The organism is Gemmatimonadota bacterium (assembly GCA_040882465.1).
Taxonomy (GTDB): domain Bacteria; phylum Gemmatimonadota; class Gemmatimonadetes; order Longimicrobiales; family Gaopeijiaceae; genus JBBEBG01.
Genome location: JBBEBG010000001.1, coordinates 91,238 through 103,749, shown reverse-complemented (window position 1 = coordinate 103,749; position 12,512 = coordinate 91,238). Strand labels below are relative to the sequence as shown.

Here is a 12,512-nt window from a genome sequence, read left to right as displayed (position 1 = left end):
CATGTGCGGAATCGCGGGCATCACCTGGCACGACCCTCGGTTAGTCGAGAGAATGGCCCGGGTCCAGGCGCACCGAGGTCCGGATCAGGATGGGGTCTTCGCGGACGAGACGGTGTCTTTGGGTCACCGTCGCCTCAGCGTCCTCGACCTGAGCGAGCGCGGACGCCAGCCGATGACGAATGCCGACCGGTCCGTCTGGGTCGTTTACAACGGAGAGATCTACAACTTCGCGGAACTCCGCCGGGAGCTGCGGGGGCTCGGGTACGACTTCCAGAGCGATGCCGATACCGAAGTAATCGTGCACGGGTGGTCCGCCTGGGGCCCGAGCTGCGTCGAGCGCTTCAACGGGATGTTCGCGTTCGCGGTTTGGGACGTAAGGCGCCGGAAGCTCTTTTTGGCGCGGGACCAGATCGGCGTGAAGCCGCTGTATTACGCAGTCCTTCCCGGGCCCGAGAGCCGCATCATTTTTGCGTCGGAGCTCAAGGGGCTGCTCCAATGCCCCGAAGTGGATCGTTCGCTCGACCTCGCCGCGCTCCACAAGTACATGGGGTACGAATTCGTCCCTTCACCCGAAACGATCTTCAGCCAGGTGCGCCGCCTTGCGCCAGGCCATTCGCTCACGTGGGCTCCGGGAGAAGAGCCGAGGGTTGAGCGTTACTGGCGCCTACGCGTCCGCGCGGTCCCGCGCGACCGCGGGGAGCATGAGCGGCTCCTTCGGGAGGCGCTGCAGCGCGCGGTGGAGCGCCAGCTCGTCTCCGATGTGCCCCTCGGGGTCTTTCTCTCCGGAGGGCTCGACTCGAGCGCCATCGTTGCGATGATGAGTCGGCTCTCCGATGTGCCGATCGACACTTTCTCCCTGTATTATGAAGACGGATCGTACAGCGAGCTCGAGTATGCGGACTTTGTCGCGAAATATTTCGGGACCCAGCATCACGTCATCCGGATCGACCCGGTGACTCCCGAGACCATCGAGGCCTCGTGTTATCACCTGGACGAGCCGATGACCGACCTCTCAGCCGTCCCATTCTACCTCCTGTGCAAGAAAGTCCGCGAGCACGTCACCGTCTGCCTCTCAGGTGAAGGAGGGGACGAGTTGCTTTGCGGATACGACCGGTTCCGCGCGAGTAAGCTAAACCGAATCTACGAGACGCTCCCGCGCGTACTGAGGGAAGGCGCGATCGCGAAGGCCGTCGACCTCCTCCCGGATCGCCCGCAGAAGAAGGGGTCCATCAACCTCCTCAAGCGCTTCATCGAAGGAAGCTTGCTTCCCGAGGAGGGGCGCCACATGCGTTGGCAATACTTCCTTACGCCCCGCGTGCAGGAGTCGCTCTTCACCCGCGAGGTACAAGCCCAGGTGACGGACAGGCCCTTCGCCCCGGTCCGGAGGATCCTCGAAGGAGCGGAGGTGGATGACGAAGTCGCCGCGGAGATCTACGTGGACACCTGTATGACGATGCCCGACTCGCTCTTGGTCAAGGCGGACAAGTTGAGCATGGCGCATGCCCTCGAAGTGAGGGTCCCCTTCCTCGACCACGAGTTCGCGGAACTTTGCTGCACCATACCGAGCGACCTCAAGCTGGAGGGGTTCAGGACGAAGAGCATCTTTCGAAGCGCCATGAGGGGGATTCTTCCCGACGAGATTCGGGGCCGGGGAAAGCAGGGGTACTCCCTCCCGATCAAGAATTGGATCCGGGGAGAGCTCAGGGAGTTCATGGAGGACACCTTCGCGTCCTCGACTCTGATCGGGGAGTGCTTCGATCGTGCCTTCGTGCGGATCCTCCTCCAGGAGCACATGGAACGGCGAGCGAACCACAGCCACGTGCTCTGGGCGATCCTGAATCTTCTCGTCTGGCACCGACTCTTCGCCGCTCCACCAGCAGAGAACCCGGGGCGGACCCTCACGGGCACGTCCACGGGTTGAGCTCGAGGGGCCGCCCCCGGCGACGGCGTCAAGTTATCGGACCGCCGGTCGAATGAAGTGGCGACTGCCCGACCCGCTCGGCTATGAAGCGGTAGAGGGCCTCCACTCTCCTGACGTGGGCCTCGAAAGTGTGGTTTTGCTCAACGAAGGCCCTTCCTGCTTGTCCAATCCGCTCGCGCAGCGCGGGATCGTTGCAGAGCTCGAGGAGGGCCCCGGCGAAAGCCTCCGGTTCGGGCGGGGCGAGGCGCGCGATGTCCGGGGTGAGGATCTGGTTGTGCGTTCGGATGTCCGTCGCGAGTAACGCTTTTCCCGAGTGCATGAATGGGAAGACCTTCATCGGCGTATTGATCCCGCTGGTTCTCGGGGATACAAGTACGTCCGCCTCGGCGAGAATCTCGTCGAGGCGATCGGCAGGCCAGTGGCCAACGAAGTGGGTGCGATCACCGATCCCGAGGTCCTCCGCAGCCTCACGGTATTTCGCGATGTGCGAGGGGATGCCGCCGGCGAGGACGAGCGCGGCGTCCGATCCGTTTGCGACCGCCCGAGAAAAGGCCGAAAGGAGAAGTGCGATCCCCTGGTATCGCTCAAAGTTTCCCACGTACATCACGAGCGGGCCCTGGATCCCTCGACTCTGCCGTAGTTCCCCCGTCGGAGCGCGTCCAGGATTCTGAAGCTGGGAGATATCGTGGAGAATGACCACCTGCTTGGCTCCATTAGACTCGGCGAGCTCGGCGAGCGCTTGACACACGGGGGCCACCGCAATCGCACGGCGGAGCGCCAATCCGACGATCCAATCGAAGACTTTTCTGAGGGGCTTGAGCCAGGGGCTTGCCTCCACGAGCTGGTGAGCTATCGCAGAGTCCATGTCGTAGATGTATGGAATCCCATGCCGGAAGCGAAACCAGAGAGCCATGAAGACGGCCTCTTCGCCCGCGTGCACGATGTCATAACTGTTGCGGCGCACGAGTCGCCTCGCCGCCGCGAAGAGCCAGAAGTCGGCCAGGACCTTCTTGTAGGAAAACCCGGGGCGGATTCCCGTGAGCCACCGTGGCGTCTTCGCCCGGTGAATCGTCACCCCTGGGTAATCCCTGTGTTGCCCGCCACCGTACACGACTAAATCTATCTGGTGATCGCCGGCGCCCAAAGCGCGCAGGAGGAGATCCGTGTCCATCGGAGTGCCGCGATCGATGTAAAACTCGTGCGGCGCCAGTAACAGGATCCTCATGGTAGTCGGAGCGGTGCGCGCCGGCAGCGGCCGGCCAGGCCAGCCTCTGCTACCGGCCTGGATCCGAGTCCGGGGCACGTTCTGGCGGCATTCGACTCGGCTTTTCGCCCCGTCGTCCCTCTCACATCTCACCCCCTCCAAGCGGCTTATTCGGCTCCAGCCCGGACTGCACTCTCGGACTCCTTGGCACGTCCCGGTCCTGCTGCATCGATCGAGTTAAGGCCTTTCATCCCCCGTCCCTTTGGATCGGCGGACATTTTACCCCCGTTCTCACGCAAGTGCTAGCGCCGCGGTCCGAGTCGCCCCGCTTCGAGGAGTCTGCCCGCTTTTTCCGCATCCACGGGAGCCGAGAAGAGGTACCCCTGCGCCGTGGGGCAGTCGAGCTGCCGGAGGATTTCCTCCTGAAGGGTCGTCTCCACTCCGGGGGCGACCACGTCGAGTCCAAGGCTCCCCGCCATGGCGAGGATTGCCCGGACGGCCCGACTGTTGCCCCCGTCCTTCCGAGGGAGATCGGCCACGAACTGGCGGTCCATTTTCAGGAAGTCCACCGGATACCGATGTAACTGGCCCACGGAAACCGAGCCGCTTCCGAAGTCATCGATGCCGATGCGGATGCCCAGGTCGCGCAAGGGAGCGAGGGCGTTCTCGATCTCGGTCTGGGGTCGGGCGAAAAAGCTCTCTGAGACCTCTACTTGGAGCGACGATGGGTCCACTCCCGAGTCCGAAATGCTCTCTTCGAACCACTCGCGTGCCCGGGGATCCAGAAGTTCTCGTGTGGAGAGGTTGAGGCTCAAGGCCAGTGGAACATCGGGGGGGAGGCGGTCCCGCCAAATCCTCAGCTGGCGGCAACTCTCCCGGATGACCCACCGTCCCAGCGGAAGGATGAGCTTCATCGCCTCGGCATAGGAGATGAATTCCGTCGCGGCGACGAGGCCGCGGTCCGGGTGCTCCCAGCGTAGGAGAGCTTCCACCCCGCTGATCCGCCCCGATCCCAGATCCATCAGGGGCTGGTAATGGAGACGAAATTCTCCCCGATCGAGGGAGCTCTGAAGTTCGGAGCGGATTCGGCCTTCGGAGAGCGCCTCTTCCCGCAACGTCCGGTCGAAGATGCGGTATTTACCTCTTCCTTCCTCCTTCGCGCGGTACATCGCGGCGTCCGCGTCGCGCACGACCTCCTCCACTGTGGCATATCCGGTGTCGCTCAGGGCGATCCCGACGCTGGCGGAGAGGCGAAGGTCACGGCCCTCGAGACGGAAGGGCTGGGCCAGGCGGTCCTGGATGCGGTCGGCTACGGCGAGGACGTCGGCGAGCCCTCCGACGTACTCGAGGAGAATCACGAACTCGTCCCCACCGAAGCGGACCAGGATGTCCCCCGGCCTGACTGCCTCTTCGAGCCTTCTTGCGACGGACACGAGGAGCTGGTCGCCAATGAGGTGACCGAGAGAGTCATTGACCTGCTTGAACCCGTCGAGGTCCAAGAAAAGGAGGGCGAATCGGAGCTCGGAATTCCTCTGAACCCGTTCGATTGCGCGCCGGAGGATCTTGTTGAGCAGCGCACGGTTCGCCAGCCCCGTGAGGGCATCCCGATCGGCGCGCAGGAATTTGTCGTCGCCCCCGTTGTCCTTCGACACGTCGGTTTGGACCGCGACGAAGTGGGTCAGCTGGCCATGATCGTCCCGGATCGGAGACACCTCGAGTCGCATGAGAAACTCCGTGCCATCCTTACGATAGGCCACGAACTCCGTCGAAGCCCGTTCTCCTCGCTGAAGATGCTCCCACATCACCTTCAGCTTGTCCTGAGCCGTCTTTGGTCCGGTGAAGGCGCGAAAGCTCTGCCCGAGTACCTCGGCCTCGGTGAAGCCGGTCATCCGGCAGAAGGCCGGATTTGCAAAGAGGATGGAAGGCCCGCCCCACTGGACGTTTCCAGTGGTGACAAGCATCGCTTCGCGTCCCGCTCGGGAGGCCACGTTTTCGATGAGTCGTGCCTGGGTCCGCGACTCGCGATCATCCATGTGATCGCGGAGCTTGACCACGAAACACGCCTCGCCCCGCACATCCCATGAGGTCATGGTGAGGGTGATCGGACTGGCGCCCGGGTCCGACGGAGGAAGTAGGATCTCGTACGACGCGGGGGACTCGCTGAGTCCCGAGGCCGCGGTTACGTCCAGCGCTCGCTGGAAGCGGTCGCGGAGCTCGAACGGGAGAAATCCGGCCAGCGGACGCCCCACCGGCACCTCGCCGATCGAGCTCCCCAGGAGCCGGACGGCCGCGAGATTCCATGTCTGGATTCGCCCTTCACGGTCCGTGACTACGATCCCGTCGGGAGATGTGGCCAGGAGTCCTTCGAGTCCGCCTCGTGCCTCGCCGAGCCGCTCTTCTGCACGGACCCGCCCGAGGGCTTCCCCCAGGACGCGGGCGACGGGCTCCAGCCGGTCCATGGATCCCTGATCCGGGTGGCGCTCCTTTGGCATGGAGAACTCGAGGACCCCGCGAACCGTGGTTCCGGCGAGCAAGGGAAGCGCAAGCTGGTTTCCCCCGTCGGCAGCGACCTCCCCCGAGGCGGGCGGCATCGAGCTGGAGGCCCAGACCGGCCGACGTGCCAACCAGGCGCGGCCCGCGGCCCCTTCGCCGCGCACCCGCCGCTCGGGCTCGCCGATCTCTTCCTCCATCCCCCGTTCAACGAGGGAAGCGTCCTGAGGGTCCACAAGATAAAAGCGGGCGCTGTCGGCTTCCACCTGGCGTCCAATTTCTTCGAGGCCGATCCGTGCGAGTCCGGAACGTGAGGCGCCTTCCACATCGATGCGGCGCGTCACACGGGCGAGCAGTGTGTCGGCATCCTGCTCGACGGCGGCGGCACCCACAGTCGTGGGGCGCCTCAACAACTCGAGCCTCTCCTCGACGAGCTCGCCGGCATGTGCCGCGCGAAACTCGACTTCCGGCTGGTAAAAGGGGTTCTGATGCCGGGTCAACCCCTCACGGAGCTCGGTGGGATGGAGATCGAGGGCGCGGAGCAGAAGCTCGGGGGAGGTGCGGGTCCGATCGTACAGGCAGAGGACACTGCAGGGCTTGTCACCCAGGAGGACGTTCAGTCCCGCTTCGAACGCCGTGAGATCGCGTAGCCCGGCCGAGCGCTTTTCGAGGGCTCCCATGTCCTGAATCAGGTGAAGGCCTTCGAAGCCGGCGTCCCGCGCGAACAGGAGCTGCTCGCGGATGAAGGTGATTCCCTGGTAGCGGTCGAACTGCCCACCCCCCTCAAAACATTCCTCGATCCGCTTGAACTCGATCTGGTCGTGTTGGCGGGCATCCCCGCTACTCCCGTCCAAATGGTGTTCGAAGACGCGAAATGCCACCGAAGAAGGGCCCTCACCAATGAGAATTACCCGGCGACCGGCCCGAATCCCCTCCTGGACGAAGGACTCGAGAACGGCCCGCAACTCTGCCTCGGTCCTGTGGATTAGGCAGTGGTGTTCGCCATGTGACCGGTGGGGCGCCGGCGGCGTGGAAACGGATTCGGTCACGCAGGTCCTCTATCATGAGTCACCCGAACAACTCACGGCCGGAGGGTCCATGGGGATCCTGGGCGGCGAGCCATTTCGGGTGCGGGAGTCCCGGTCGGAGGTCATCGCAACTACATGTCGCGCATGGGTGCACGGACCGTGCCGGACCCCCCCGGGGGCGATGGCGCAGAATCCCCTGGAAAACTGTGGATCCGGAGCCCGAATCGTCGCGAATGCGCAACGGTTTCATTGGGTATCCCGGGTTCGACAATCCATTCCCGGAACTTGGGGTCGAACGCGGCCGAACGGCTTCCCGAGGGTGGCCCGGGTCTTGCTCGCAAGGAATGTATGCGCTAGGCCAGTGACAAGACAGGAGATATACTCATGAGAGTCATGGACAAGCCGACGAACCGCTCCGAGCGGGCGATTGATGTGCTCCTCGTGGACGACGACCCCGCGCTCAGGGGTGCCCTCGCCCGAGGCCTCAAGCGCAAAGGTTTCGAGGTGAGCGCCGCCGCCACCGCGGCCGACGCCCTTCGCCTTGTGGCCGACCCTGGCGTGCCGATTGACGTCGTCATCATGGACATCGTCCTACCGGACTCGTGGGGATCGCAGGTGGCGATGGAGCAGAGCCTTTATCGACCGGAAACGCCTGTGATCTTCATCTCCGGGCATGCACTGGAGGACGCCGTGCTTCAGGCCAGTTCCGGCCAGGGCGAGATCGTCTTCCTCGCCAAGCCATTCACCGTCGATGAGCTCGCCGCCGCGATTCGTTCCATCGTCAGTGGGGAGGGGAAAGGGTCGACGGACTGACGAACGACCTGCCGCTCAGGCGGTTCCCAACACTTCGTCCTGGTGGGCTCCCTCCGCTAAGTACCATTCCGCGAATTTTCGGATTCCTTCAGGGAAGTCGGTCGAGGGCCGGTAGTCCAGCAGAGCCCTCGCCCTTTCGAGATCCGCAAAGGTCCTTTCGACGTCCCCCGGCTCCATGGGAAGCTCACGCACGCGCGGGCTCCGTCCGAAGGCCTCGCCGAGGACGCGGATCATCTCGGCGAGACGAATGGGCCGAGCTTCGCCGAGATTCACGACCTCGAATCCAGGATCGGATCGGCGCGTCCATTCGAGCCCGGCGAGAACGCCCTCGAGAATGTCGTCGATGAAAGTATAGTCCCGCGCCGTACTCCCGTCTCCGAATCGGGGGACTTCGCCGTTGGCGAGAAGAAGTCCGCTGAATTTTCGAATGGCTAGGTCCGGCCTCTGACGCGGCCCGTAGACCGTGAAGAAGCGCAGCGCCAGACAGGTCAGTCCGTGCAGGTGGGACGCGGCGTGGCAGAGGAGCTCGCCGCCTCGTTTCGTCGCGGCGTAGGGCGAAACCGGGTGATCCACCGAATCGGTCTCCGAAAATGGAGTCTTGGGATTGTTGCCGTAGACCGAAGACGACGACGCAAAGACGAAGGGGCGGATTCCACGCGCGACCGCAAAGTCCAAGAGGATGGATGTTCCGACGAGATTCACGTCCGCGCAAAGCGTGGGATCCCGGATGGAGGGACGGACCCCGGCGCGCGCTGCGAGATGCGCGACGGAGTTGATCGTGTCCGGTAGCTTCGCCACCAGGCTTCGGTCGCGGATATCTCCCTCGACGAGGGTAAATCGGGAGAACTCGCGCGCGTGTGCGAGGTTTGCCTCTTTAATGCGACGCGGATAAAAGGAGTCGAAGCTGTCGAGCCCCACCACCGCTTCCCCGCGCTCGAGGAGGCGGTCTACGAGGTGGGAACCGATGAAGCCCGCGGCACCGGTGACCAGGACGGACATGCGGAGTGGCCTAGCCCCCTCCGATCTGGTCTACGTCGAGGTCGGAGTCCGCGCGGGGCGTCATCTGCCAGGTCACGTTGCCGGCGCCGTCCTGTACCGGGACGAGGAGTCCGGTGGCCGAGGTGAACTGGCTCGTTCCGGGGTTGATTTGTCCCAGATTGAAGTTGATGAAGTTCCTGAGGACGACGACCACCGGACCACTCCCGTCGTCGGCGGTCACGTGCAGATACGGGCCCGTGACTCCCTGGACGACCTGAGTGTTGGTGATGGCGGCGTTCTGAATCCGGACCAGAGCGGCGTCGAGTGTCCCGCCCATGGCGGTTGTCGCTGCGCCCGATGTCACCGCAACGGGAAAGACGAGCGTGACTCGGGGAACGAGCTGGAAGATCGCGGCGTCCGTGAGGATCGGTTGTCCCGCCGACACCGCGGTGCGCCCACGGACGCGTACGCTGTCCCCGACCTCGAGCCCTACGAGGGCGACCTGGGTCAGCCGGAGGTACGTGTTCCCATCGCGGATGTGGACAACCGCATCCCCGGGCTGGTTCCGCTGGTTCAACACGATTCCCGTCGTGAAAATGCTTTGTCCGGGGAGGACCGAATTCCGCACGTCCTGCAGTTGATACGCGGGGAAGGACACGCTGAAAACCACCGGCACGGTGCGCCCCGGCTCGACCGTGAACAGCTCGTCGGATAGATCGCGGACGACCAGGCTGTCAGAGAGCGACAACGGATCCGCAGCCAAACGCAGGTCTCCGACAGGAGCGGTCGGGAATCGAAACTGGCCCGACGAATTCGTCGTCGCCGTGTCCACGACGGACACGCCATCCGCGGTCAGAAGTTGAATGCGCAGGTTCGGATAGTGGGGGTCACCCCCCTCGATGTTTCCGTTTCCGTTGGCGTCGAGGAAAACGACTCCCTCGACGGTCCCCGTGGACTCGATCCGAAGAGTCCTTCCATCCACGAGAAGGTCGCCGCACCCAGTCAGGGTGGCCAGCGCGACCCCGACTACGCTCAGTCCGAGATGGCTTCGCACGGTGAATCGCCGCGTCATGGCATCGCCACCCTGAATCCGACACGGATCATCCGTCCCGGCTTGAAGGACCGCGTGACTTCTCCGAAGTCGGGGTTCACCGTCACGGGGATCGCCGTTACTCCGCTGACCGGATCTCGCGACACGACTCCGGAAGGGTCCACGTGAAGAAGTGCGCTTTCCGGCGAGCCCATCTCCGCATCGAGGACGTTGAAGAGATCCACGACGAGAGATGCGACGGAGCCTCCGACCCGGAAGAGGCCTGAAGAGAGCTGGAGGTCTATCGCGTGAATCGAGGGGCCGCGGCACCCGTTCCGCCGTGCAACCTGGCCCACGTCCTGACTGAGGCAGGAGGCATTTTCGCCGGACAGCGCACCCAGGTTCTGGGGGACGAAGGCGGGATCGTTGTGAGCGGAGCCGTCGCCATTCGCATCCACACCCCAAGCGAATCCGGGCGTAAAGGGCCGGCCCGATCGGAAGCGGTAAGTACTCGCCAGGGTGGTGCCTTCGAGGAATTCGAATCGGACTCTCATTCCGGCCACGATGCGATGCGGCACGTCGAAGTCGGAGGTCCCCTCTTCCCACGCGTCGGCCGAAAAAGAAGGCACCTCGGGCACGAGTTGGGCCTCGGGTATTCCGAGGGCGGCACCAACGAGATTGTCCTCCGTCTTCGAAAAAGTATAGCTGGCAAAAAGGTCGAGCGCTGCGCTCGCGGCATGTTCGACTGCCACGGTCATCCCGCGGTACTCGGAGACGCCATCGGGATTGAGTGCCCACACCTGACCGAAGTTGTCGAATCGGCGATTGGACTGAGGGTCGGCGGCAACGACTGAACCGGCTTGCTCGAGCAACCCGTATGTCGGCCGTCCGTCGGAAAGGGTCCCCGAGGGCGCGGACGCTAGATTCAGGTCATCGCGGCGGAGGAGGAATTCGGTCCGTCGGAAGGTTCCGGTCAGATGAAGCACCATCCCGGCGCCGATGCGTTGAGAGAGCCCGAAGGTTCCTCGTGCGGTCCGCGGCGCCTGGAGATCGGGACCAAAGATGGCGACTGTCGGCCGGAAGCCAGCGGCCGCGCCGGATCCGGCGGGGAGCGACGGCCAACTCGCGCCCAGCGAGCCGACGAGCCTACGATGGGTAACCGAGCCCGCGAGCGTCATCACCTCATTCAACGCGGCCGGATCGACCCGGCCGAACTGCGCCCCCAATGTGCCCTCCAGAACCGTCCTTCCGTTCCCTGCGGGATCCCACGACACGCTGAGTCGAGGACTGATCTTTCCATTCGTTTCCGCCAAGAGACGGTTGTTGATGCCGGTGAGAGAATCCAACAGGATGTTCAGCGGAACGTCGTCCGTGGGAAGAAGCTCGCGGTCATAACGCGCTCCGGCCGTGACGTGGATTCCGATCGCCGGCTCCCAACGGTACTGTGCGAATATCCCGAATTCGGGTACGGAAAACGACGTCGTAGGGGCTGGGCTCCCCGCCTGCAGGAGCGCGCCTTCGCCCGTGGCGACTGACTCCGGATCCGAGAATAGGTAGGACCCGCCCGATCCGTACACGTGGGCGAATTCGTGCGACGCGAAGGTGGCGTTGAGTCCGCCCTTGACCCAATGCGGCCCGTCGCGGTAGTGGCCGGTCGCCGTTCCGACCACCGAGGTGCGCGTCACCATCCCGGAAAGTCCGGGCGCAGCGCCCATGGGCACCCCACTCTCAAGGAATCGGGTGGCCGGAATCGGCGATGCCTCTGTTCCGCCTTCGGGACCACTCCACTCGCGGGTGCTCCTCTCGAGCCCGGCCCGCGCCTCGACCGTGACGAGCGGGTGTGCTTCCACGAGGACGGAGGCTGCAAGGGAGAGGTCGGTTCCGTCGAAGGCCTGGGTGGATCCGTACGCGAGGTCGGACCCAAAAAAGGGGCTACCCGTTTCTTTCACGGTGGAGAAGGAGCCACGGATCGCGACATCGGCGGCGCTCCCCGTCCTCCAGTCCACCCGCGCCAAGGCACTCAGGGCAGTTAAGTCCCCGGTCCACGGCGCCGTGAGGTCGGTCGACTCGACCCCCTCCTGGGGCGGGCGTGCCTGCACGAGCCTCGTCGCGAAATCCTCCGAGAGGGGAGAGGGCCTCGGCATCGCAGTGCTCTCACCCTCGACGGCGATGAAGAGGCGGGTACCCGAATCGTCGAGTGGGAGATGGAGACTTCCTTCGCCCCAAAACGACGTCGCACCCGGCTTATCCAAATCCGAAAAGGCGTCCGACTGCCAAAGAGCGTCAGTCGATCCTCCCGCGAACGCCTCCAGGGTCTTCACCCCCGATGCGGGACGGGACGCCGCCGCCACGAAGCCACCGGCCGCGCCCGTCCACTCGACATCGGTGCGCCGATGGAGATCTACGTAAGCGAGCCCCGACCTAGGGAAGAGCGGGAGGTTACCGGCGCCGGCCTGAAGCGGGTGGCGCGCGGGAGTGAACGGAAGGCCGTCGAGGACGATCACCGAAAGGCTTCCGGGAAGTCCCTCGGACCCCAACGCCTCATCCATCCCGATCCCGAGGTTCGCGATGCGCGCGAGCCCCTGACGCGGATCGGGAAACGCCTGGAGCTCGCTCTGAGAGATCCATCGTCCCGACCCCCCGCCGAATCGTGAAGGGCCGACGCTGGCGGCAAAGACGGTGTCGATCGCCTGAGGTACGGTGGCGGTTGCCGTGAGCGTCACGTTCACCCCGACCAGTTGGCCGGCCCGCAATGTGACTCCGCGAACGAGGCTGGGGATGTACCCCCTTGCCTCGAAGAGAACGTCGTAGGCGCCCGCGTCGAGCATCGAGATCTGGAAGGCCCCCAAACGGCTGGACTCGACAAAGAGGGCGGCGTCCGAGTTCGCAGGCATGACGCTGATCCCGACCGAGGGGACTCCGCTCCCGAACTGGTCGCGCACGACTCCCGCGATCTCTCCGCGCACGATGCTCTGGGCCGCGATTGGCCGCGTTCCTCCGGGATGGAAAGCCAGCACGAGCCAGGCGGACGCGAAAAGCGCCATCTTG

General features: G+C 64.4%; 7 protein-coding genes. 2 read left to right on the top strand and 5 right to left on the bottom strand.

Annotated elements, in window-relative coordinates; translation table 11 throughout:
• The first annotated feature begins 1 nt into the window (after window position 1).
• Window positions 2–1,921: an asparagine synthase (glutamine-hydrolyzing) gene (asnB, locus tag WEG36_00440; protein MEX1256063.1), complete on the top strand. Its 1,920-nt coding sequence runs from the start codon at window positions 2–4 to the stop codon at window positions 1,919–1,921.
• Between the two features lie 28 nt (window positions 1,922–1,949).
• Here the strand turns inward: asnB and WEG36_00435 are convergent, their stop codons facing one another.
• Together WEG36_00435 and WEG36_00430 are read right to left on the bottom strand one after the other, a co-directional pair.
• Window positions 1,950–3,146: a glycosyltransferase family 4 protein gene (locus WEG36_00435; protein MEX1256062.1), complete on the bottom strand. Its 1,197-nt coding sequence runs from the start codon at window positions 3,144–3,146 to the stop codon at window positions 1,950–1,952.
• A gap of 281 nt (window positions 3,147–3,427) precedes the next feature.
• Window positions 3,428–6,664 carry an EAL domain-containing protein gene (locus WEG36_00430; protein ID MEX1256061.1) on the bottom strand — a complete coding sequence of 1,079 codons (3,237 nt, stop codon included), beginning with the start codon at window positions 6,662–6,664 and terminating at the stop codon, window positions 3,428–3,430.
• 363 nt (window positions 6,665–7,027) lie between these two features.
• On the opposite strand from WEG36_00430, the gene WEG36_00425 reads away from it, so the two are divergent.
• On the top strand, window positions 7,028–7,456 hold the full coding sequence (locus WEG36_00425) for a response regulator (GenBank protein ID MEX1256060.1): 429 nt from the start codon (window positions 7,028–7,030) through the stop codon (window positions 7,454–7,456).
• A gap of 15 nt (window positions 7,457–7,471) precedes the next feature.
• Here the strand turns inward: WEG36_00425 and WEG36_00420 are convergent, their stop codons facing one another.
• Genes WEG36_00420 through WEG36_00410 form a run of 3 tightly spaced genes read right to left on the bottom strand, consistent with a single transcriptional unit; the run spans window position 7,472 to window position 12,508 of the window.
• Window positions 7,472–8,455 (bottom strand): GDP-mannose 4,6-dehydratase, encoded by a 984-nt coding sequence (locus tag WEG36_00420; protein MEX1256059.1) that lies wholly within the window; start codon window positions 8,453–8,455, stop codon window positions 7,472–7,474.
• 10 nt (window positions 8,456–8,465) lie between these two features.
• Window positions 8,466–9,506 carry a hypothetical protein gene (locus tag WEG36_00415; protein MEX1256058.1) on the bottom strand — a complete coding sequence of 347 codons (1,041 nt, stop codon included), beginning with the start codon at window positions 9,504–9,506 and terminating at the stop codon, window positions 8,466–8,468.
• The gene (locus WEG36_00410) at window positions 9,503–12,508 is read right to left on the bottom strand and encodes a carboxypeptidase-like regulatory domain-containing protein (GenBank protein ID MEX1256057.1); all 3,006 of its coding nucleotides are present in this window, start codon (window positions 12,506–12,508) and stop codon (window positions 9,503–9,505) included. The genes WEG36_00415 and WEG36_00410 overlap by 4 nt, the downstream gene beginning before the upstream one ends.
• Window positions 12,509–12,512 lie beyond the last annotated feature (4 nt).

Excerpts from the sequence above, each read along its gene's own strand:
- asnB (MEX1256063.1), top strand. The coding sequence starts at position 2 with ATGTGCGGAATCGCGGGCATCACCTGGCACGACCCTCGGTTAGTCGAG.
- WEG36_00435 (MEX1256062.1), bottom strand. The coding sequence starts at position 3,146 with ATGAGGATCCTGTTACTGGCGCCGCACGAGTTTTACATCGATCGCGGC.
- WEG36_00425 (MEX1256060.1), top strand. The coding sequence starts at position 7,028 with ATGAGAGTCATGGACAAGCCGACGAACCGCTCCGAGCGGGCGATTGAT.
- WEG36_00420 (MEX1256059.1), bottom strand. The coding sequence starts at position 8,455 with ATGTCCGTCCTGGTCACCGGTGCCGCGGGCTTCATCGGTTCCCACCTC.
- WEG36_00415 (MEX1256058.1), bottom strand. The coding sequence starts at position 9,506 with ATGACGCGGCGATTCACCGTGCGAAGCCATCTCGGACTGAGCGTAGTC.
- WEG36_00410 (MEX1256057.1), bottom strand. The coding sequence starts at position 12,508 with ATGGCGCTTTTCGCGTCCGCCTGGCTCGTGCTGGCTTTCCATCCCGGA.